General features: G+C 67.7%; 20 protein-coding genes. 15 read left to right on the plus strand and 5 right to left on the minus strand.

Annotation, left to right across the window (positions count from 1 at the left end; genetic code table 11):
• Positions 1 to 70: 70 nt before the first annotated feature.
• Positions 71 to 889: a lysophospholipid acyltransferase family protein gene (locus ACPWT1_RS07440; RefSeq protein WP_427914737.1), complete on the plus strand. Its 819-nt coding sequence runs from the start codon at positions 71 to 73 to the stop codon at positions 887 to 889.
• Positions 889 to 1,755, plus strand: a complete 867-nt coding sequence (locus ACPWT1_RS07445; protein ID WP_427914738.1) for a lipid A biosynthesis acyltransferase — start codon at positions 889 to 891, stop codon at positions 1,753 to 1,755. The genes ACPWT1_RS07440 and ACPWT1_RS07445 overlap by 1 nt, the downstream gene beginning before the upstream one ends.
• 7 nt (positions 1,756 to 1,762) lie before the next feature.
• On the opposite strand, the gene ACPWT1_RS07450 is transcribed toward ACPWT1_RS07445, so the two are convergent.
• Both ACPWT1_RS07450 and yihA read right to left on the minus strand, forming a co-directional pair.
• Complete coding sequence (locus ACPWT1_RS07450; RefSeq protein WP_427914739.1) at positions 1,763 to 2,683, minus strand: alpha/beta fold hydrolase; 921 nt, start codon at positions 2,681 to 2,683, stop codon at positions 1,763 to 1,765.
• Complete coding sequence (gene yihA, locus ACPWT1_RS07455; protein ID WP_427914740.1) at positions 2,680 to 3,345, minus strand: ribosome biogenesis GTP-binding protein YihA/YsxC; 666 nt, start codon at positions 3,343 to 3,345, stop codon at positions 2,680 to 2,682. The genes ACPWT1_RS07450 and yihA overlap by 4 nt, the downstream gene beginning before the upstream one ends.
• 90 nt (positions 3,346 to 3,435) lie before the next feature.
• On the opposite strand from yihA, the gene ACPWT1_RS07460 reads away from it, so the two are divergent.
• The 5 genes from ACPWT1_RS07460 to ACPWT1_RS07480 all read left to right on the plus strand — a co-directional run bounded on the left by ACPWT1_RS07460 (position 3,436) and on the right by ACPWT1_RS07480 (position 9,329).
• On the plus strand, positions 3,436 to 4,119 hold the full coding sequence (locus ACPWT1_RS07460; RefSeq protein WP_427914741.1) for a c-type cytochrome: 684 nt from the start codon (positions 3,436 to 3,438) through the stop codon (positions 4,117 to 4,119).
• A gap of 181 nt (positions 4,120 to 4,300) precedes the next feature.
• Positions 4,301 to 6,313, plus strand: a complete 2,013-nt coding sequence (locus tag ACPWT1_RS07465; protein ID WP_427914742.1) for a cytochrome c biogenesis protein ResB — start codon at positions 4,301 to 4,303, stop codon at positions 6,311 to 6,313.
• On the plus strand, positions 6,310 to 7,629 hold the full coding sequence (gene ccsB, locus ACPWT1_RS07470) for a c-type cytochrome biogenesis protein CcsB (RefSeq protein WP_427914743.1): 1,320 nt from the start codon (positions 6,310 to 6,312) through the stop codon (positions 7,627 to 7,629). Before ACPWT1_RS07465 ends, ccsB begins: the two co-directional genes overlap by 4 nt.
• Positions 7,630 to 7,692: 63 nt before the next feature.
• Positions 7,693 to 8,688 (plus strand): protein-methionine-sulfoxide reductase catalytic subunit MsrP, encoded by a 996-nt coding sequence (gene msrP / locus ACPWT1_RS07475; RefSeq protein ID WP_427914744.1) that lies wholly within the window; start codon positions 7,693 to 7,695, stop codon positions 8,686 to 8,688.
• Positions 8,688 to 9,329 (plus strand): sulfite oxidase heme-binding subunit YedZ, encoded by a 642-nt coding sequence (locus ACPWT1_RS07480; protein ID WP_427914745.1) that lies wholly within the window; start codon positions 8,688 to 8,690, stop codon positions 9,327 to 9,329. Before msrP ends, ACPWT1_RS07480 begins: the two co-directional genes overlap by 1 nt.
• 20 nt (positions 9,330 to 9,349) lie before the next feature.
• Here ACPWT1_RS07480 and lysA read toward each other — a convergent pair whose 3' ends face one another.
• Both lysA and lptM read right to left on the minus strand, forming a co-directional pair.
• Complete coding sequence (gene lysA, locus ACPWT1_RS07485; RefSeq protein ID WP_427914746.1) at positions 9,350 to 10,624, minus strand: diaminopimelate decarboxylase; 1,275 nt, start codon at positions 10,622 to 10,624, stop codon at positions 9,350 to 9,352.
• The gene (lptM, locus tag ACPWT1_RS07490; protein ID WP_427914747.1) at positions 10,621 to 10,869 is read right to left on the minus strand and encodes an LPS translocon maturation chaperone LptM; all 249 of its coding nucleotides are present in this window, start codon (positions 10,867 to 10,869) and stop codon (positions 10,621 to 10,623) included. Before lptM ends, lysA begins: the two co-directional genes overlap by 4 nt.
• Before the next feature lie 12 nt (positions 10,870 to 10,881).
• On the opposite strand from lptM, the gene cyaY reads away from it, so the two are divergent.
• Complete coding sequence (gene cyaY / locus ACPWT1_RS07495) at positions 10,882 to 11,211, plus strand: iron donor protein CyaY (RefSeq protein WP_427914748.1); 330 nt, start codon at positions 10,882 to 10,884, stop codon at positions 11,209 to 11,211.
• Between the two features lie 36 nt (positions 11,212 to 11,247).
• On the opposite strand, the gene ACPWT1_RS07500 is transcribed toward cyaY, so the two are convergent.
• Positions 11,248 to 13,761, minus strand: coding sequence for a penicillin-binding protein 1A (locus ACPWT1_RS07500; protein ID WP_427914749.1), 2,514 nt, complete (start codon positions 13,759 to 13,761; stop codon positions 11,248 to 11,250).
• Positions 13,762 to 14,033: 272 nt separating this feature from the next.
• Between ACPWT1_RS07500 and ACPWT1_RS07505 the strand changes: the two genes are divergently transcribed.
• The 7 genes from ACPWT1_RS07505 to ACPWT1_RS07535 are packed head-to-tail and all read left to right on the plus strand — an operon-like array spanning position 14,034 to position 19,686.
• The gene (locus ACPWT1_RS07505; RefSeq protein ID WP_427914750.1) at positions 14,034 to 15,113 is read left to right on the plus strand and encodes a pilus assembly protein PilM; all 1,080 of its coding nucleotides are present in this window, start codon (positions 14,034 to 14,036) and stop codon (positions 15,111 to 15,113) included.
• A complete protein-coding gene (locus ACPWT1_RS07510) occupies positions 15,110 to 15,775 on the plus strand; it encodes a PilN domain-containing protein (protein ID WP_427914751.1) in 666 nt (221 codons plus the stop codon). Before ACPWT1_RS07505 ends, ACPWT1_RS07510 begins: the two co-directional genes overlap by 4 nt.
• Positions 15,776 to 15,781: 6 nt before the next feature.
• A complete protein-coding gene (locus tag ACPWT1_RS07515; protein ID WP_427914752.1) occupies positions 15,782 to 16,465 on the plus strand; it encodes a type 4a pilus biogenesis protein PilO in 684 nt (227 codons plus the stop codon).
• The gene (locus ACPWT1_RS07520; protein ID WP_427914753.1) at positions 16,462 to 17,001 is read left to right on the plus strand and encodes a pilus assembly protein PilP; all 540 of its coding nucleotides are present in this window, start codon (positions 16,462 to 16,464) and stop codon (positions 16,999 to 17,001) included. The genes ACPWT1_RS07515 and ACPWT1_RS07520 overlap by 4 nt, the downstream gene beginning before the upstream one ends.
• Positions 16,998 to 17,840, plus strand: a complete 843-nt coding sequence (locus tag ACPWT1_RS07525; protein WP_427914754.1) for an AMIN domain-containing protein — start codon at positions 16,998 to 17,000, stop codon at positions 17,838 to 17,840. The genes ACPWT1_RS07520 and ACPWT1_RS07525 overlap by 4 nt, the downstream gene beginning before the upstream one ends.
• Complete coding sequence (locus tag ACPWT1_RS07530) at positions 17,723 to 19,138, plus strand: type IV pilus secretin PilQ (protein WP_427914755.1); 1,416 nt, start codon at positions 17,723 to 17,725, stop codon at positions 19,136 to 19,138. Before ACPWT1_RS07525 ends, ACPWT1_RS07530 begins: the two co-directional genes overlap by 118 nt.
• 20 nt (positions 19,139 to 19,158) lie before the next feature.
• Complete coding sequence (locus tag ACPWT1_RS07535) at positions 19,159 to 19,686, plus strand: shikimate kinase (protein WP_427914756.1); 528 nt, start codon at positions 19,159 to 19,161, stop codon at positions 19,684 to 19,686.
• Positions 19,687 to 19,694 lie beyond the last annotated feature (8 nt).

Here is a 19,694-nt window from a genome sequence, read left to right on the forward strand (position 1 = left end):
ATTGTTTTACGTCGCCCCGCAAGTAGTTCATTAACTCGGCGACAGCCCCGATTCTACCGTTCCTCCATTCGTGATTCCCCTGTTCCGCGTGCTGGCCGTGCTGCCCTTGTCGCTGCTCCACGTCATGGGTGCGACGTTGGGCTGGATCGCCTTCCTCGCCTCGCCGACGTACCGGCGCCGCTTCCTCGCCAACGCCCGGCAGGCGGGCTACGGCTTCGGCCAGGTGCGTGGCGGCGTGGCCGCGGCGGGCCGGCTCATTGCCGAGGTGCCACGGCTGTGGTTCGGTGCCGCGCCAGCCGTGCAGTGGTCGGGCGAACACCTCATCGAGGAGGCGCTCGCGCGCGGGCGCGGCATCGTGTTCCTCACGCCGCACCTCGGCTGTTTCGAAGCCACGGCGCAGGGCTATGCGGAGCGCTACGGCCCCATCACCGTGCTGTACCGGCCGGCGCGCAAGGCGTGGCTGCGTCCGCTGGTGGACCAGGCACGCGCGCGCCGCAACCTCATGACGGCGCCGACCACGCTCTCCGGCGTGAAGCAGATGCTCAAGGCGCTGCAGGCGGGCCAGGCCGTGGGCCTGCTGCCCGACCAGGTGCCGCCGCAGGGCCTGGGCGTATGGGCGCCGTTCTTCGGCAAGCCTGCGTACACGATGACGCTCTCGGCGCGCCTCGCGCGACAGACCGGCGCGCAGGTGCTGCTGGCCTGGGGCGAGCGGCTCGCGTGGGGTGCCGGCTACCGCATCCACCTGCGGTCCTGGGACGGCGAACTTCCTGCAGGTGCCGAAGCGGCCGCGGCGCAGGTGAATGACCGCATGGAAGCCCTGATCCGCGAGTGCCCCACGCAATACCTCTGGGGCTATGCACGCTACAAGACGCCGCGGGAGGCCGCCTGATGCTCAGCCGTCTCGGCGTGCTGTTCATGCGCGCGCTGGCGCCGCTGCCGCTGTCGTGGGTGCGTGCGCTCGGCTGGGCGCTCGGCTGGATCCTCTACGCCCTGATCGCGAAGCGGCGGCACGTCGTGCGCGTGAACATCGACCTGTGCTTCCCGCAGTGGTCCGAGCAGGAGCGGCGCGCGCTGGTGCCGCGGGTGTTCATCGCCTTCGCGCAGGCGTGGTTCGACCGCAGCTGGATCTGGCACGGAACGCCGAAGCAGGTGCGCGACCGCGTGCGCCTGACCGGCGCGCTCTCCGAGCTGGAAGGGCGCGAGCCGACGGTGATCTTCTGGCCGCACTTCGTCGGCATGGACGCAGGCTGGACCGCGCTGACGCTCGACAACCCGCGGCCGTTCATGACCATCTACACGCACCAGAAGAACAAGGTCGTGGATGCCTGGATCCGCGCGGGGCGCCAGCGCTTCGGCAACGTGCGGCTCTACCAGCGCGTCGATGGCGTGAAGTCGGTGGTCTCGGCGATCCGCGACGGCGTGCCGCTGTGCCTGCTGCCGGACATGAACTTCGGTGCCGAGGAATCCATCTTCGTGCCGTTCTACGGCGTGCCCGCGGCCACCGTGCCCTCGCTCTCGCGCTTCGCGCGGCTCGGGCGCGCCAAGGTGGTGCCGCTGCTCACGCGCATCACGCCGCAGGGCTACGACGTGCAGGTGCTGCCCGCGTGGCGCGACTACCCGACCGACGACCTCGAGGCCGACACGGCCCTCATGAACGAGCGGCTGCAGGACTACATCGACGGCATGCCCGAGCAGTACTACTGGGTGCACAAGCGGTTCAAGTCCCGGCCCCCGGGCGAGAAGCCGGTCTACTGACGCTGCTTCAGAGCGGCCGCGCGAGGAAGGCGGCCAGGCGTTCGGCCACGAACTGCGGCCGCTCGTGCACGATCCAGTGCGTGGCTCCGGGAACGCGTTCGAGCGTGAGGTCGGCCACGTACTCGTCGAGGCCGTCCACCAGCGCGGGTGGCAGCGCCACATCCTCCATCGCCCACAGCACCAGCGTCGGCAGCGACACGGTGAGCATGGACGCTGGCAGCGTGACGGCGGCCGCCGCGGGATCCTGCGGCGTCGGTGGCCGCAGCGGCGAGGCGCGGTAGTAGTTGCAGCCACCCACGAGGCCGGCGCCGGGCGGGCCGCCCGCGGGGCCGTTCCACACGTCGCGGTACTGCTGCTTCACGGCTTCGGTCAGCCAGGGCGCGCCGCCCCAGCTGGTGAAGAAGCCCCAGAGGCGCCGGTAGTCCTGGTCCGCGAGGATGCGCTCCGCATCGGGGCGGATCAGGAAGTTCATGTACTCGCTGGCCTGCTGCTGCGCGGTGCTGTGCACCAGCTCGCGCAGGAACGTGCCCGGATGCGGCGAGTTGATGATGGCGAGCCGCTGCGCGAGCTGCGGCAGCTGGTTGGCAATGTTCCAGGCCACCGCGCCGCCCCAGTCGTGCGCGACCAGGCAGGCGAGCCGTCCGCCTTCGGTGGCGATCAGCGCGGCGATGTCCTGCACCAGGTGCTTGGGGCGGTAGGCAGCAACGTCGGCCGGGGCGCTGGAGCGTTCGTAGCCGCGCAGGTTCGGCGCCACGCAGCGGTAGCCGCCGTTCTCCGGTCGCGAAAAGTGCAGCAGCAGTTCGTCCCACACGAAGGCCGCTTCGGGAAACCCGTGCAGGAACAGCAGCACGGGCCGGTCGCGCTCGCCGGCCGCGCGGCAACTGAGGGTAATGCCATGCGGGAGCGGCTGCAGCCAGGTCTGGATCATGGGGTCTCTGGGTGTGTCCATTCCCAGAGCTGCAGGGCCGTCTCGGAAACGCCTTGCCGCTTCAGGGCGGAGAACAGTTTCACCTCGCCGCCGGCGGTCTGCAGTCGCGCGATGGACAGCGCCTTGGTCGCCTCGCTGCGGTTCAGCTTGTCGGCCTTGGTCAGCAGCACCAGGAACTTCAGGCCTTGCTCCACGCGCGGCCGGATCACCTCGAGCAGGATCTCGTCGAGGTCCGTGAGGCCATGGCGCGGGTCGCACAGCAGCACCACGCCCCGCAGGTTCGCGCGCGAGACCAGGTAGTTGGCCATCACCTGCTGCCAGCGCAGCTTGTCCTGCTTCGGGACGGCCGCGTACCCGTAGCCCGGAAGATCGGCCAGCACGGCGTCGGTGATGCCCTGCTTGCCGAGCGAAAACAGGTTGATGCTCTGGGTGCGGCCCGGCGTCTTGGACGCGAACGCCAGCCGCTTCTGCTGCGTGAGCGTGTTGATGCAGGTGGACTTGCCCGCGTTGGAGCGGCCCACGAAGGCGATCTCGGGATGCTCGTGGGGCGGCAGGAATTCGAGCTTGGGCGCCGTCGTGAGGAAACGGGCGGTGTGCATCCACGCCAGCGCCTTGTCGGCCGGGCTCGGAATGGAGGCGCTGGCGCCCGGCGAAGCAGTCATCGGTGTTGGTTCCCCGGCCGGGTCGGCGGTTGGAGGGTGCATTGTAGAATCGCCGGGTTTTGCGCCACAGAACCTGAACACAACACGCTCATGAAGTTGCTTGCTTCCCTGCTGACCGCCGCGCTGCTCGCCGTTCCCGCGCTCGGCTCCCTGGCCCAGACGCACGCTGGGGGCGAGAAGCCCGCGGCGGCGGCCGAGAAGCCTTCCGACGCGCCGCAGGCGCAGCAACCGGCCAAGCCGGATGCGGCCCAGGGCGAGGCCAAGTTCACCGCGGTGTGCGTGGCGTGCCATGGCGCCGGCGGCAACTCCGGCATCCCCGCCAATCCCAAGCTCGCGCAGCAGCACCCCGAGTACATCGTCAAGCAGCTGCAGGACTTCAAGGCCGGCAAGCGCAAGAGCCCGGTGATGCAGCCGTTCGCGTCGCAGCTGTCCGATGCCGACATGCGCAATGTCGCGGCCTACGTCGCCGGCAACAAGGCCAAGGAAGGCTTCGCGCGCGACAAGGCCCAGGTGGCGATGGGCGAGAAGATCTACCGCGGCGGCATCGCCGATCGCCAGATCGCGGCCTGCCAGGGCTGCCACAGCCCCAACGGCGCCGGCATCCCGGTGCAGTATCCGCGCCTGTCCGGCCAGAATGCCGAGTACACCGCGGCTCAGCTCACCGCGTTCCGCGAAGGCGCGCGCACCAACAGCCCGCAGATGACCCAGATCGCGGCCAAGCTCAACGACCGGGAGATCCGTGCCGTTGCCGACTACATCGCCGGTTTGCGCTAACGCAAGCCGGACCGTGTTGCTCCCGGGAACCGGAGGGCGCACGGACGACACTACAACAGGGCGGGATCCTCGATCCCGCCTTGTTCGTTTCTGACCTCCCCCCAATGACCGCTTCCACCCAGGGCCTGCGCCTGGCGACCCCGTCCCCCGCCTGCGCGCGGCCGCGGAACTGCTGTCGTCGATGCGGTTCGCGATCTCCCTGCTCACCGTCATCTGCATCGCGTCGGTCATCGGCACGGTGCTGCGCCAGGGCGAGCCGGCCGCCAACTACGTCAACCAGTTCGGCCCGTTCTGGGCCAAGCTGTTCCTCGCGCTCAAGCTCAATGCGGTCTACAGCGCGCCGTGGTTCCTGCTGATCCTCGCGTTCCTGGTGGTCAGCACGTCGCTCTGCATCGCCCGCAACGCGCCCAAGATCGTGGCCGACCTGCGCAGCGGCAAGGAGAACCTGCGCGAGCAGAGCCTGCAGGCGTTCCGCCATCGGGCGCAGGGCGGGATGGCGCAGGCGCCCGACGCGGCGGCGCGCGACATCGGGCAGGCGCTTGCCAGGGCCGGCTGGAAGGTGAAGCTGCAGCAGCGCAGCAACGGCTGGATGGTCGCGGCACGCAAGGGCGCGGCCAACAAGATCGGCTACCTCGCGGCCCACAGCGCCATCGTGCTGGTGTGCCTGGGGGGCCTGTCCGACGGTGACCTGATCGTGCGGGCGCAGATGCTGCTCGGGGGCAAGACGCCGTACACCGGCGGCGGAATGATCGCGGACGTGCAGCCGCAGCATCGCCTGCCCGCCAGCAATCCCACGTTCCGCGGCAACCTGCTGGTGGCCGAGGGCACGCAGGCCGGGACGGCGGTGCTGAACCAGTCCGACGGCATCCTGCTGCAGGACCTGCCGTTCACCGTGGAACTGAAGAAGTTCATCGTGGAGTACTACTCCACCGGCATGCCCAAGCTGTTCGCCAGCGACATCGTGATCCACGACCGCGAGACCGGCGAGGCGGTGCCGGCGCGGGTGGAGGTGAACCATCCGGCGCGCTGGCGCGGGGTCGAGATCTACCAGTCGAGCTTCGATGACGGCGGCTCCAGCGTGACGCTCAGGGCCGTGCCGTTGAACGGCGAGACCCGGCCGTTCGAGGTCCAGGGCACCATCGGCGGCAGCACGCAACTCTCCCGCGGTGGCGACAAGGGCGACAAGCTCACGCTCGAATACAGCGGCCTGCGCGTCATCAACGTCGAGAACCTCGGCGACCCCGCCAGCAGCGGCACCGACACGCGCAAGGTCGATCTCGGGCAGCACCTGGGCGCCGCCAACAAGTCGCAGACGAAAAAGGGGCTGCGCAACGTGGGCCCGAGCGTCAGCTACAAGTTGCGCGATGCTGCCGGCCAGGCGCGCGAGTTCAACAACTACATGCTGCCGATCGACATGGGCGACGGCGTGCCCGTGTTCCTGCTCGGCATGCGCGAGTCGCCAGCCGACCAGTTCCGCTACCTGCGCATCCCGGCCGACGAGCAGGGCAGCATCGAGGGCTTCGTGCGGCTGAAGGCGGCGCTGGCCAACCCCGCGCTGCGCAGCGAGGCCGTGCGCCGCTATGCGGCCAAGGCCACGGATCCTTCGCGTCCTGCGGTCACCGAGCAACTCGCCGCCTCCACCAGCCAGGCCCTCGGGCTGTTCGCGGGCGACAGCGCCGCGGGCGGCAAGGGCGCGGGGCTCGCCGCCGTCTCCGAGTACCTCGAGTCGCGCGTGCCCGAGGCCGAACGCAATCGCGCCGGCGAAGTCGTGGTGCGGATCCTGGGCGGCGCGCTGTTCGAGCTGGCGCAGCTCTCGCGCGAGCAGGCCGGCGTCAAGCCGATGGACAACAGCGAGCGCACGCAGGCGTACATGGCCCAGGCCATCGTGGCCCTGAGCGATGCGTCGCTGTACCCGGCGCCGATGGCGTTCCAGCTGAAGGACTTCAGGCAGGTGCAGGCGAGCGTGTTCCAGGTGACACGTTCCCCTGGCAAGACCATCGTCTATCTGGGCTGCGCGCTGCTCATCCTCGGCGTTTTTGCGATGCTCTATGTCCGCGAGCGCCGGCTCTGGGTCTGGCTCGCACCGTCGCACAATGGCAGCCAGGCCTCGATGGCCCTGTCGAGCAACCGCGAGACGATGGACGTCGACCGCGAGTTCGAGCGGCTGCGCCACCAACTGCTGGGATCCCCATGAACACCGCCACCCAAACCATTTCCCTCGGCGACGGCTACTTCCAGGGCCGCCGCCCGACGGACTGGCTGTTCGCTGCGCTGGTCGTCGCGGGCGGCCTGTTCGCGTTCAGCCGCTATGCGCAGCACATGGACGTGTACGAAAAGGGCATCCTGCTGGCCAGCATGCCGGCCGCCATCTGGCTCGGCTGGTTCTGGCGGCCGGTGCAGGCGCTGATGGTCACCGTGGCCGCGCTGTCGCTGCTGGCGATCAGTTCGTACCAGGGCTCGCTCGCCCGCGCCGACCAGGTGTTCTGGCTGAAGTATTTCCTCTCCAGCCAGTCGGCGATCCTCTGGATGGGCGTGCTGTTCTTCATGAGCACCGCGTTCTACTGGATCGGGATGTTCGCCGGCGGACAGGCCGCCACGATGGAGCGCATCGGGTCACGCATGGCCTGGGCCGCCGTGACCATGGCCCTGATCGGCACCATGGTGCGCTGGTGGGAGAGCTATCTAGTCGGTGCCGACGTCGGGCACATCCCGGTGAGCAACCTGTACGAAGTGTTCGTCCTCTTCTGCTGGCTCACGGCGCTGTTCTACCTGTACTTCGAATCGCAGTACGGCACGCGCTCGCTGGGCGCGTTCGTGCTGCTGGTGGTGAGCGCCGCCGTGGGCTTCCTGCTCTGGTACACGGTCGCCCGCGAGGCACAGGAGATCCAGCCGCTGGTGCCCGCGCTCAAGAGCTGGTGGATGAAGCTGCACGTGCCGGCCAATTTCATCGGCTACGGCACCTTTGCACTGTCGGCCATGGTGGCCTTCGCCTACCTGATCAAGCAGCAGGCCAGCGAGGCCCGCTGGTGGAAGCTCGCCCCGCTGTGGCTGCTCGGTATCGCGCTGTGCTTCGAGCCGGTGGCGTTCCGCCGCAGCATCGAGGGTGGCAGCAGCTACTGGGTCGTGTACGCGGGCATCGCCGCGCTGATCGCCGCTGGCATCCTGGCCGCCCGGCGCCGCATCGCGGAGCGCCTGCCCGCGCTCGAGGTGCTGGATGACGTGATGTACAAGGCCATCGCCGTCGGCTTCGCCTTCTTCACCATCGCGACGGTCCTGGGCGCGCTCTGGGCCGCCGAGGCATGGGGCGGCTACTGGAGCTGGGATCCCAAGGAGACCTGGGCCCTGATCGTGTGGCTGAACTACGCGGCCTGGCTGCACATGCGGCTGATGAAGGGACTGCGGGGCACCGTCTCGGCCTGGTGGGCGCTCACCGGGTTGGCGGTGACCACCTTCGCGTTCCTGGGCGTCAACATGTTCCTGTCGGGATTGCACAGCTACGGGACGCTCTGAGGCGAATCCGGGTAAGGTCCCCGCGCGTATCCACTCCTGTCGACACGCACACCCGAGGACCTCATGCTGATCAAGACCGACCGCGACGGCTTCATCCATCCCATCGCCAGCGAGATCACGCCGCAAGCCGTGTATCGGCAGCGGCGCGAGATGCTCAGGCTGCTGGCCGCCGGTGCCGCGGGCGCCACGCTCGCATCCTGGGCCGGTCGCCAGGCCTTGGCCGATGTCCAGCGTCCCGGCAAGCTGGCTGCGCTGGCTGGCGCCAAGTCGGGCGTTCCGGGCGCGGTGACGGTGGAGAAGGTCACGGCGTACAAGGACGCCACCAGCTACAACAACTACTACGAGTTCGGCACCGACAAGTCGGACCCGGCGCAGAACGCGCACACGCTCAAGACGTCGCCGTGGACCGTGGAAGTCGAGGGCCTGGTGAAGAAGCCGGGCAGGTACGCGCTGGATGACCTGCTCAAGCTCGGCGCGCAGGAGGAACGCATCTACCGCCTGCGTTGCGTCGAGGGCTGGTCGATGGTGATCCCGTGGGTGGGCTATTCGCTCGCCAACCTGGTGAACAGGGTCGAGCCGACGGGCAATGCGAAGTTCGTCGAGTTCGTGACGCTGGCCGATCCGAAGACGATGCCCTATGTGGGCTCGCGCGTGCTGGACTGGCCGTATGTCGAAGGGCTGCGCATGGACGAGGCCATGCATCCGCTGACGCTGCTGGCCTTCGGCATGTACGGCGAGGTGCTGCCCAACCAGAACGGGGCGCCGGTGCGGCTGGTGGTGCCGTGGAAGTACGGCTTCAAGAGCGCCAAGAGCCTGGTGAAGATCCGCTTCACCGACCACGAGCCGAAGACCGCGTGGAACAAGGCCGCGGCCAACGAGTACGGCTTCTATTCCAACGTGAACCCGAACGTGGACCACCCGCGCTGGTCGCAGGCGACCGAGCGCCGCATCGGCGAGGACGGCCTGTTCGCCAAGAAGCGCAAGACGCTGATGTTCAACGGCTACGAGGCGCAGGTGGGCCAGCTCTACGCCGGCATGGACCTGAAGAAGAACTACTGATGGCCGGGCCCGCAGCGCGTGGGCGGCGCGCCATATGGCTGCATCCGGCGGCCAAGCCCGTCCTGTTCGTCGCCAGCCTGCTGCCATTCGCCTGGCTGTTCTACGGTGCCTTGACCGACCAGCTGGGTGCGAATCCCGCCGAGCACCTGATCCGCTCGCTCGGTGACTGGACCCTTCGCTTCCTGTGCCTCACGCTGGCGGTCACGCCGGTGCGCACGATCGCCAACCAGCCCGCGTTGCTGAGGTTCCGGCGGATGCTGGGCCTGTTCACGTACTTCTACGCCTGCCTGCACCTGCTGGGATATGCGTGGTTCGACATGGGCCTGGACGTCGACGAGATCGCGAAGGACATCGCCAAGCGCCCGTTCATCCTGGTGGGCTTCGCCGGCTTCGTGTTGCTGACGCCGCTGGCGGCGACTTCATTCAACCGCGCGATCCGCACGCTGGGTGCGGCGCGCTGGCAGGCATTGCATCGCCTGGTGTACGCGATCGCAGGTCTCGCGATCCTTCACTTCTTCTGGATGCGCGCGGCCAAGCACAACTTCGCCGAGGTCGCGGTCTATGCCGCGATCCTGGGCGTGCTGCTCGGCTGGCGCGTGTGGCGACAGTTGCGCAAGCCGGCCGTGTTGCAGCGGGCCTGAGCCAGCCGCCCGCGCAGCGCTCAGTCGACCAGGCGCTCGTTGCGCAACAGGTCCTCGACGCGCTCGCGCTCGCGGATCACGTGCGTCCGGCCGCCGTCGACCAGCACTTCGGCCGCGCGCGTGCGCGTGTTGTAGTTGCTGGCCATGCTCATGCAATAGGCGCCGGTGGAGAGCACGGCGATGAAGTCGCCCGGCTGCACCGCGAGGCTGCGCTCGCGACCCAGCCAGTCGCCGCTCTCGCACACGGGACCCACCACGTCGTACGTCGTCGGCTGTGCATCGGACCGCGGCTTCGCTGCTTCGATGCCATGCCAGGCTTCGTACATGGCAGGACGTGGCAGGTCGTTCATGGCGGCGTCGACGATGCAGAAGTTCTTCTGCTCGCCGGGCTTGAGGTACAGCACCTCGCTCACGCACAGGCCGGCGTTGCCGACCAGCGATCGGCCGGGTTCCAGCAGGATCTCGCGGTCGCCGAAGCCGCGTGCATCGAGCTTGCGCAGGAGTTCCGTCCACAGCGCGTCGGCCGCCGGCGGACGGTCGCCGCGGTAGTCGATGCCGAGGCCGCCGCCGAAGTCGATGTGCTGCAGGCGGATGCCTTCGGCCTCGATGGTGGCGACGAGGTCGAGGATGCGGTCCATCGCGTCGAGATAGGGCCCACTGTCCGTGATCTGCGAGCCGATGTGGCAGTCGATGCCAACAACGCGCAGGTGCTTCAGCGAGGCGGCGCGCTTGTACGCGTGCAGGGTGCGCTCGTGCGCGATGCCGAACTTGTTGCCCTTCAGGCCGGTGGAGATGTAGGGGTGGGTCTTCGCATCCACGTTCGGATTGACGCGGATGCTGACCGGCGCGACGCGACCCTGCTGGCCGGCGACCTGGTCGAGCACCTCCAGTTCGGCCTCGCTCTCGACGTTGAAGCAGCCGATGCCGACCTGCAGCGCCTGCGCCATCTCGGCGCGAGTCTTGCCCACGCCCGAGAAGATGATGTCGTGCGGCTTCGCGCCGACCGCCAGCGCACGGGCGAGCTCGCCTCCGGACACGATGTCGAAGCCGCAGCCCGCCTGCGCGAACACCTGCAGCACGCCAAGCGACGAGTTGGCCTTCATCGCGTAGCAGATCCTCGCGCGCCTGCCCTCCAGCCCGCGGCGGTAGGCGGCCAGCGCGGCCAGCATGCTGGCCTTCGAATAGACGAAGAGCGGGGTGCCGTGCTCGCGCGCGAGTTGCGTGACCGGCACCTGCTCGACATGCAGTTCGCCGTCGCGCCAGTGGATGTGCGGTTGGCCGGGCAGGGCGTTCATGGCGTGCGCACCGGGTTGGCCGTGCCGACGCCGCTGTTGCCCGGTGGCTGGTCCATCGGCGGCGTGGGCTGGGTGGCCGTTCCGGGAATCAGCGCCTGCGGCAGCGTGGCGCGCCCCGCAGCGGCTGGTTCGGTGGGGAGGTACAGCGGGCCACGCTGCCCGCAGGCGGACAGGCCCAGCAGCGCGATGGCCGCGGCGGCCCGCTGCCATGGGCCGCTGCATAGAATTCGTTCAGCACTCGACATCGCAGGATTTTAATGACCGACCCCGACTACATGGACCAGGCCGAGGCGTTGCTGCGCGCGGTCGAGGCCAGCTGCGATCGCATCAACGACGAGAGCGATGCGGACATCGACAGCCAGCGCGTGGGCGGCATGGTCACGCTCAGTTTCCGCAACGGCAGCCAGATCATCGTCAACCTGCAGAAGCCGCTGCACGAGGTGTGGCTCGCCGCCAAGGCCGGTGGCTTCCACTACCGCTTCGACGGGCGCCAGTGGATGGACACCAAGGGCGCGGGCGAATTCTTCGCGGCGCTGACCCGGCATGCTTCGGAGCAGGCCGGACAGCCGCTGCGCTTCAGCCCCTGAGCGCAGCGGCCGCAGAGGCCGCGCAGCTTCGATCCCCTAGTTCCGGAACAGGTCCAGGATGCTGCGGCGTTCCTCGACGGGGCGCTGCGGCGGCTGGCCATCCGCGTTCTGCAGCGACCGGTCGGGCGGACGCGGGCCATTGACTGGTGTCAGCGGCACCACCGGCACCAGAGGCGCCGTCGGCGTGACGCCCACTTCGCCACCCGGGGCCGAGGCGGGAGCCGGATCGCTGCTGGCGGCCGTGTTCAGGCCCAGGCTGGACACGCCTGCGCCGGCGCCCGGTGCGTATTCGTCGAAGTACCACTCGCCGCCGACGTTCACCACGCCTGCCGGCGCCGTGGGGGTCGTCTCCGGCACGCCCTTGAGCGCGGTCTCCATGAAGTTGATCCAGACCGGCAGGCTCATGCTGCCGCCCGTCTCGCGATCGCCGAGCGGCCGCGGGTTGTCGTATCCCATCCAGACGATGGCGACGAGCGACTGGTGGAACCCGTTGAACCAGGTGTCGATGGAGTCGTTGGTGGTGCCGGTCTTGCCGTACAGGTCGGTGCGCTTCAGGATGCGCGAGGCCGAGGCGGCGGTGCCCGAACGTGCCACCTCGTTCAGCAGGCGGTCCATGACGAAGGCATTGCGGGCGTCGATGGCACGCATGGCCTCGGTCGGCAGCGGCGGCTGGGTCTCCACCAGCACCTTGCCCCGGTGGTCGACGATCTTGCTGATCAGCCATGGGTTCACGCGGTAGCCGCCGTTGGCGAACACCGAGTAGCCGGTGGCCATCTGCATCGGCGTCACGGAGCCGGCGCCCAGCGCCATGGTGAGGTAGGCCGGGTGCTTGTCGGCCTCGAAGCCGAAGCGCGTGATCCAGTCCTGTGCGTTCTGCGGGCCCACGGCCTGCAGGATGCGGATGGACACCATGTTCTTGGACTTGGCCAGCGCCTCGTGCAGCGGCATCGGGCCCTCGAACTTGCCGTCGTAGTTCTTCGGCTCCCAGGGCTGGCCGCCCGTGACGCCGGCGTCGAAGAACAGCGGGCCATCGTTCACGACGGTGGAGGGCGTGAAGCCCTTCTCGAGCGCGGCCGAGTAGATGAAGGGCTTGAACCCCGAGCCGGGCTGGCGCCACGCCTGCGTGACGTGGTTGAACTTGTTCTTGTAGAAGTCGAACCCGCCGACCAGGGCTTGCACCGACCCGTTGCGCGGGTCGAGCGCGACGAAGGCGCCTTCGACCTCGGGCAGCTGCGTGATCTCCCAGCTGTTCTTCGCCGTGTTGAACATGACGCGGATCACCGCGCCCGGGCGGATGTGCGTCTTGGGCGGCGCCTTGGGCGACAGCCCCGATTGCGCGGCGCGCAGGCCCTCGCCCGTGATCTCGAACCGCTCGGCGTTCTGGCGCACGGCGACGATCTTCTTGGGGTTGGCCTCGAGCACGACGGCCGCCATCACGTCGCCGTTGTCCGGATGCTCGGTCAGCGCGTCGTCGATGGCCTCCTCGAGATCCTTCCTGTTGGACGGCAGCTCGACGAACTCCTCGGGGCCGCGGTAGATCTGCCGCTTCTCGTAATCCATGATGCCCTTGCGCAGGGCCTTGTAGGCGGCTTCCTGGCGGCTGGCATTGATGCTGGTCACCACGTTGAGGCCGCGCGTGTAGGCGTCCTCGCCGTACTGCGCGTAGACCAGCTGGCGCACGGTCTCGGCCACGTATTCGGCGTGCGTGTGGCCATGGTCGTTGGCCGGGCGGATCTTCAGTTCCTGGTGGCGCGCGGCTTCGGCCTGTGCGGCCGTGATGAAGCCGTTCTCCTCCATGCGCTCGATGATGTACTGCTGCCGTGCCCGCGCCCGGCTCGGGTTGCTGATCGGGTTGTACGCCGACGGCGCCTTGGGCAGCCCGGCGAGCATCGCCGCCTCGGCGACCGTGAGGTCCTTCATCGGCTTGCCGAAGTAGGTCTCGGCGGCGGCCGCGAAACCGTAGGCGCGGTTCCCCAGGTAGATCTGGTTCATGTAGATCTCCAGGATCTGGTCCTTGGAGAGCAGGTGTTCCAGCTTGAAGGTGAGCAGTACCTCGTACAGCTTGCGGGTGAAGGTCTTCTCCGACGACAGGTACACGTTGCGCGCCACCTGCATCGTGATCGTCGAGGCGCCCTGGCTCTTGGCGCGGCCCAGGTTGGCCACGGCTGCCCGCAGCATCCCCTTGTAGTCCACGCCGCTGTGCTCGTAGAAGCGCGCATCCTCGATGGACAGCACCGCGTTCTTCATCACCGCCGGGATTTGTGCAAACGGCGTGAGGTTGCGACGCTCTTCACCGAACTCGCCCAGCAACTGGCCGTCGGCCGAGTAGATGCGCAGCGGCAGCTTGGGCCGGTAGTTCTGCAGCTCCGAGATGTCCGGCAGGTTGGGATAGGCCACGGCCAGCGCGACACCTGCGATGGCGAGCGCCGACAGCGCGCCAGCGACTGCCGCGCCACCGCTCCACAACAGGATGCGCATGGGCCAGCTGCGAACCGCGGCCCTCTGTTTCGGGGTCGAGGCGGTGTCGTCGCGGGGGGAATCAGCGGGCATAGATGGGGTGGGCCGAAGAGCCCGCGCTGATTATAGAAATCGCATCCGTTGCCACCGATGGGTTCAGTGCAGCGCTTGGGTCACACCCTTGACGCGCTCGTCGGCCAGCTCCTGCCGAGCTGCGGACGAGCTCGCAAACGCGTCGGATTTTGACAACGCTGACTCAGCGGTGTGTCGGAAAATTCCTTTGGGTGACAAGGATGTTACTGCTAGCATTCAAGTGGATTCTTAAGTTTGTCACGTCCTGAAACAGTTCAGGCAGGAGACCCAAGTTGTTCTCTCTGGGATCGTTGTTGAGCCGTCAGGCGGCCCCACTGCTGGGGATGGATATCAGCTCATCGAGCGTGAAGCTGGTCGAGCTCGGACGTGATGCTTCGGGGGCCTACGTGCTCGAGCGTTGCGCCATCGAACAGCTCGAGCGCGGCTGGATCACGGACGGCAACGTCGAGAAGTTCGACGAGGTCGCCGAAGCCATCCGGCGGCTCATCAAGAAGAGTGGCACCCGGACGAAGAACGTGGCCATGGCGCTGCCGCCCTCTGCCGTCATCACCAAGAAGATCATCCTTCCCGGCGGCCTCTCCGAGGAAGAGCTGGAAGTGCAAGTCGAGACCGAAGCCAACCAGTACATCCCGTTCTCCCTCGATGAGGTGAGCCTGGATTTCTGCGTGGTCGGTCCCAGTCCCTCGTCGGCCGGAGACGTCGAAGTGCTGATCGCCGCCTCGCGCAAGGAAAAGGTGCAGGACCGCCAAGGCCTGGCCGAAGCTGCGGGCCTGAAGCCGGTGATCATCGATGTCGAGTCGTACTCCTCTCGCCTGGCGGCCGGGCGCCTGATCCAGTCGCTGCCGAGCAAGGGCGTGGATGCGATGGTGGCGCTCTTCGAGGTCGGCGCGTTCACCACCAGCATGCAGGTGATCCGCAACGACGAGGTGCTGTACGACCGCGACCAGGCGTTCGGCGGCGCGCAGCTCACCCAGCTGATCGTGCGGCAGTACGGCTTCACGCCGGAGGAGGCCGAAGCGAAGAAGCGCAGCGGGGAGTTGCCCGACGACTACGAGGCCACCGTGCTGAAACCCTTCGTGGACAGCATGGCCCAGGAAGTGGCGCGCGCGCTGCAGTTCTTCTTCACCAGCACGCCGCACAACCGGGTCGACCACATCATGATGGCCGGCGGCTCCGCGGCGCTGCCGGGCCTGAACGATGCCGTCACCGCGCAGACCTCGTTCCCGTGCCTGCTGGCCAATCCTTTCGAAGGCATGGTGCTCGGCGACGGAGTGCGCGAGAAGCGCATGCGCCGCGAAGCGCCCTCCTATCTCACGTCGTGCGGCCTGGCCATGCGGAGGTTCCTGCAGTGATCCTGATCAACCTCCTCCCGCACCGCGAGGCCGCGCGCAAGCGCCGCCGTGAAGCGTTCTTCGCCTCGCTCGGTGCCGCGGCCGTGGGCGGCCTTGTCATTGCCGGCGGCCTGTACCTCTGGCTGGCGGCCCAGATCCTGGACCAGCAGGGCAAGAACCAGCTGCTGAAAACCGAGATCGTGAAGCTCGAAGGGCAGATCAAGGAAATCTCCACATTGCAGCAGGAGATCGCGGCGCTGCGTGCGCGCCAGCAGGCAGTGGAAGACCTGCAGGCCGATCGCAACATGCCCGTGCACCTGCTGAACGAACTGGTGCGCCAGCTGCCGGACGGCGTCTACATCAGCAGCCTGAAGCAGGACAACCAGGTCGTGACGCTCGTGGGGACGGCGCAGTCGAACGAGCGCGTCTCCGAGCTGCTGCGCAACCTGGGCAACAACAGCCCCTGGCTCACGCGACCGGACCTGGTCGAGATCGTGGCCGGAAGCGTGACCCTGAGCCCGCGCGACCAGCGCCGGGTGTCCAACTTCACCATGCGCGTGCGGCTGCTTCGCTCCAGCGAAGTGAAGGCGGCGGCTGCCGCGCCGGGCGCATCCGGCAGCGTTCCCGCGGCGTCCGCGGCCGCAGCAGCGGCCTTGGCGGCCGCCCCCGTGAACAAGACCTGAGGCACCATGGCCACCATTGCCGCACCCAAGTTCGACCTGGCCGAGCTCCAGTCGAAGATCACCGCCCAGTTCAAGGGCCTCAACCCGAACGATCCGGCCACCTGGCCTGCGCTCCCGCGCGCTCTGGCCTGCCTCGCGCTCACGGTCGGCATCGTCGTGGCCCTCTGGTTCGTGTGGCTGCAGAACTCCAGCGACGAACTCGACGCCGAGCGTGCCAAGGAGCTGACGCTGAAGGCCGACTACAGCAAGAAGCTGGCCCAGGCCGTGAACCTCGAGGCGCTGAAGAAGCAGCGGGAGCAGGTCCAGCAGTACGTCACGCAGCTCGAGAAGCAGCTGCCCAGCAAGGCCGAGATGGATGCCTTGCTGTCCGACATCAACCAGGCCGGCCTCGGCCGCTCCCTCAGCTTCGAACTGTTCCGCCCGGGCCACGTGAACGTCAAGGAGTACTACGCGGAGCTGCCGATCGCGGTGAAGGTGACCGGCCGCTACCACGACATCGGTTCGTTCGCCTCCGACGTCGCCAACCTGTCGCGCATCGTGACCCTGAACAACGTGTCTGTCGGCGGCGCGCCCGGCAACAAGGACGGCTCCATGCTCACCATGGAGGCGACGGCCAAGACCTTCCGCTACCTCGATGCGGACGAAGTGGAGAAGCAGCGCAAGGCCGCAGGCCCGGGAGCGAAGAAATGAGCATGGTCCGCCTGGTGCCCATCGCGGCAGTCCTGGTGCTCGCCGGCTGCGGCGCGTCGAGCCAGGAAGGCATCCAGCAATGGATGGCCGAACAGCACGCGCAGACCAAGCCGAAGGTCGAGCCGATCCCCGAGCCGAAGAAGTTCACGCCGCAGGCCTACACGCAGGAAGCGGCAATCGATCCCTTCAGCAGCCAGAAGCTCACGCAGGCCCTCAAGCGCGAGCAGACGCAATCGACGTCCAGCGCGGCCCTGCTGGCGCCGGAACTGGCGCGCCGCAAGGAGCCGCTCGAAAGCTTCCCGCTGGACGCCGTGATGATGGTGGGCAGCCTCGTCAAGAAGGGTCAGCCCGTGGCGCTGGTCAAGGTGGACAACCTGCTGTACCAGGTCCACCCCGGCAACTACCTCGGTCAGAACTACGGCCGCATCACGAAGGTCGGCGAGACCGAGGTGGTGCTGCGCGAGATCGTGCAGGACGCAGCCGGCGAATGGACCGAGCGCACTGCGACGCTGCAATTGCAAGAGAGGTCGAAATGAAGAAACAGAACCACATGGCCTGGGGACGGATGCTGGCCTGCTTCGGCTGGCTGATGGCCCTGGCGTTCTCCGCGATCGCGCAGGCGCAGACCACGGTCGAGGCCGTGACCAGTTCCGTGCAGGGGGGAGCCGAGGTCGTGCGCATCGACTTCTCGCAGCCGCTCACGGCCGTTCCTGCCGGCTTCGCCATCCAGTCGCCCGCGCGCATCGCGCTCGACGTTCCCGGCGCCACCAACGGCCTGGGGCGCTCGGCCGTCGACCTCAACGTCGGCAACCTCCGCTCCGTGAACGTCATCACCTCGGGTGACCGCACGCGTCTGGTGCTGAACCTGAAGTCGCCCACCAACTACAAGGCACAGCTGGACGGCAAGTCGCTGCTGGTCACGCTGGATCCGGTGGCCGCCACGATGGCTGCTGCGTCGACCCCGGGCTCGTCGGCGTTCTCCGAAGGCCGCAACCGCGACGTGCAGCCGATTAAGGACCTCGACTTCCGCCGCGGCCCCGACAGTGCAGGCCGCGTGCTGGTCGACCTGCCGAACAACCAGGTGGGCGTGGACATCCGCCAGCAGGGCCCCGCCCTGGTGGTCGAATTCCTGAAGTCCTCGCTGCCCGAAGGCCTGCGCAGGAAGATGGACGTGTCTGATTTCGGCACTCCGGTGCAGACCGTCACAACGAGCCAGGTCGGTGATCGCGTGCGGGTAGTGATTGAGCCGAAGGGACAGTGGGAGCACAGTGCCTACCAGAGCGACAACCAGTTTGTCGTGGAAGTGCGCACGCCCAAGACCGACCCGAACAAGCTCGCGCAGGTCCCGGCTATTCCGGCGAGAAGCTGTCGTTGAACTTCCAGAACATCGAGGTTCGCTCGCTGCTGCAGGTCATCGCCGACTTCACGAACTTCAACATCGTCACGTCCGACACGGTCACCGGCGCAGTGACGCTCCGCCTCAAGGACGTCCCTTGGGACCAGGCACTGGACATCATCCTGCAGGCCAAAGGCCTAGGCGTGCGCAAGACGGGCAACGTTTTGTGGATTGCGCCTAAGGACGAGATCGCGGCCAAGGAGAAGCTCGAGCTGGAGTCGCGCGCTGCGATCCAGACGCTGGAGCCCGTGCGCACCCAGAATTTCCAGCTCAATTACACAAAGGCGGACGAAGTCGCGAAGGGGCTCATCGGCGTGGGCACGCCAGGCGCAACTCGCATTCTGTCGACGCGCGGCAGCGTGATTTCGGAGACGCGCACGAACCAGCTGTTCGTGACCGACATCCCAAGCCGTCTTGAGCAGGTGCAGGACCTGATCGCAAAGCTGGACGTTCCCGTTCGACAGGTGCTGATTGAGGCCCGGATCGTCGAAGCGTCCGATACGTTCGGCAGGTCTCTGGGGGTGCGTCTCGGAGGCTCAGACCTGCGCACGGGCAATGCTCGAGGCGGCACTGAGGGCTTTGGCACCGTGAACAACCAGCGCGGCGCCATTGGTGGAACATACGATGCCGTTACTGCGCAGACCGGCGAGAGCAACGTTACGCTCACCACGACGAACACCAGCTTCGTTAACCTGCCATCCGCAGGCGTAGGCGGCTTCAACCCTGCCAGCTTTGCCATCTCGCTCTTCGGTGCGGGCGCCAACCGGTTCCTGAACCTTGAGCTTTCGGCACTGGAGGCGGACGGCAAGGGCAAATTGGTGTCCAGCCCGCGCGTGGTCACCGCCGACAAGACCAAGGCGCTGATCGAGCAGGGCACGGAGTTCCCCTATCAGCAAGCCACTTCGAGCGGGGCGACCTCGGTGGCGTTCCGGCGAGCGACCCTGAAGCTCGAGGTCACTCCCCAGATCACGCCGGAAGGCAATGTCATTCTCGACCTCGACATCAGCAAGGACAGCCGCGGTGAAACGACGGCGACCGGCATCGCCATCAACACCAAGCACATCCGCACGCAGGTGTTGGTGGAGAACGGCGGCACGGTCGTGATCGGCGGCATCTTCGAGCTGACCGAGTCCGACCAAGAGACCAAGGTGCCGGTGCTGGGCGACGTTCCCGTGCTCGGGAACCTGTTCAAGAATCGCGGCCGCACCTCCAACAAGCAGGAGATGCTGGTGTTCATCACCCCAAAGATGGTCGCCGACCGCGGCGCGGCGCGCTGATCGGACTGGCGGCCGGCCAGGTGCGAACCCTCGTCCTGGTCGGCTTGCCGGGGTCCGGCAAGTCCACTATCGGCCGCAGCCTTGGCCGGCGGCTCAGCCTTCCCTTCCACGACTCCGACCACGTCATCGAGCAGCGTATCGGCTGCTCGATCCGTGACTTCTTCGCCCGCGAGGGCGAAGCGCGTTTTCGCGACGAGGAGCAGCACGCGCTGGAAGACCTCGCCGTGGGTCCGCCTTGCGTGCTCGCCACCGGTGGCGGGGCGGTGCTGCGCGAGGCCAATCGCGAGATCCTGCGACAGGCAGGCCACGTGATCTACCTGCGCTCCTCGCCCGAGGAGCTGTGGCGCCGCCTGAAGCGCGACACCAAGCGGCCCTTGCTGCAGGTGGGCGACCCGCAGGACAAGCTGCGGCAGCTGTTCGCCGAGCGCGACCCGCTGTACGCGTCCATCGCCGAGTACGTGGTCGACACCGGCCGCCAGTCCGTGCCTGCCCTGGTCCACAAGGTCCTGACGGAGCTGGAGCTGCGCGGCGCGCTGGGCCAGGGCTGAGGATTCGC

The sequence above is a fragment of the Ramlibacter sp. MMS24-I3-19 genome, assembly GCF_050320135.1.
Lineage (GTDB): Bacteria > Pseudomonadota > Gammaproteobacteria > Burkholderiales > Burkholderiaceae_C > Ramlibacter.

Bases quoted from the DNA above. Each gene is read 5' to 3' on its own strand.
- ACPWT1_RS07500 (WP_427914749.1), bottom strand. From the start codon at position 13,761: ATGCCCGCTGATTCCCCCCGCGACGACACCGCCTCGACCCCGAAACAG.
- lptM (WP_427914747.1), bottom strand. From the start codon at position 10,869: ATGTCGAGTGCTGAACGAATTCTATGCAGCGGCCCATGGCAGCGGGCC.
- ACPWT1_RS07450 (WP_427914739.1), bottom strand. From the start codon at position 2,683: ATGATCCAGACCTGGCTGCAGCCGCTCCCGCATGGCATTACCCTCAGT.
- msrP (WP_427914744.1), top strand. From the start codon at position 7,693: ATGCTGATCAAGACCGACCGCGACGGCTTCATCCATCCCATCGCCAGC.
- yihA (WP_427914740.1), bottom strand. From the start codon at position 3,345: ATGACTGCTTCGCCGGGCGCCAGCGCCTCCATTCCGAGCCCGGCCGAC.
- ACPWT1_RS07460 (WP_427914741.1), top strand. From the start codon at position 3,436: ATGAAGTTGCTTGCTTCCCTGCTGACCGCCGCGCTGCTCGCCGTTCCC.
- ACPWT1_RS07465 (WP_427914742.1), top strand. From the start codon at position 4,301: ATGCGGTTCGCGATCTCCCTGCTCACCGTCATCTGCATCGCGTCGGTC.
- ccsB (WP_427914743.1), top strand. From the start codon at position 6,310: ATGAACACCGCCACCCAAACCATTTCCCTCGGCGACGGCTACTTCCAG.
- lysA (WP_427914746.1), bottom strand. From the start codon at position 10,624: ATGAACGCCCTGCCCGGCCAACCGCACATCCACTGGCGCGACGGCGAA.
- ACPWT1_RS07445 (WP_427914738.1), top strand. From the start codon at position 889: ATGCTCAGCCGTCTCGGCGTGCTGTTCATGCGCGCGCTGGCGCCGCTG.
- ACPWT1_RS07515 (WP_427914752.1), top strand. From the start codon at position 15,782: ATGGCCACCATTGCCGCACCCAAGTTCGACCTGGCCGAGCTCCAGTCG.
- cyaY (WP_427914748.1), top strand. From the start codon at position 10,882: ATGACCGACCCCGACTACATGGACCAGGCCGAGGCGTTGCTGCGCGCG.
- ACPWT1_RS07480 (WP_427914745.1), top strand. From the start codon at position 8,688: ATGGCCGGGCCCGCAGCGCGTGGGCGGCGCGCCATATGGCTGCATCCG.
- ACPWT1_RS07520 (WP_427914753.1), top strand. From the start codon at position 16,462: ATGAGCATGGTCCGCCTGGTGCCCATCGCGGCAGTCCTGGTGCTCGCC.
- ACPWT1_RS07525 (WP_427914754.1), top strand. From the start codon at position 16,998: ATGAAGAAACAGAACCACATGGCCTGGGGACGGATGCTGGCCTGCTTC.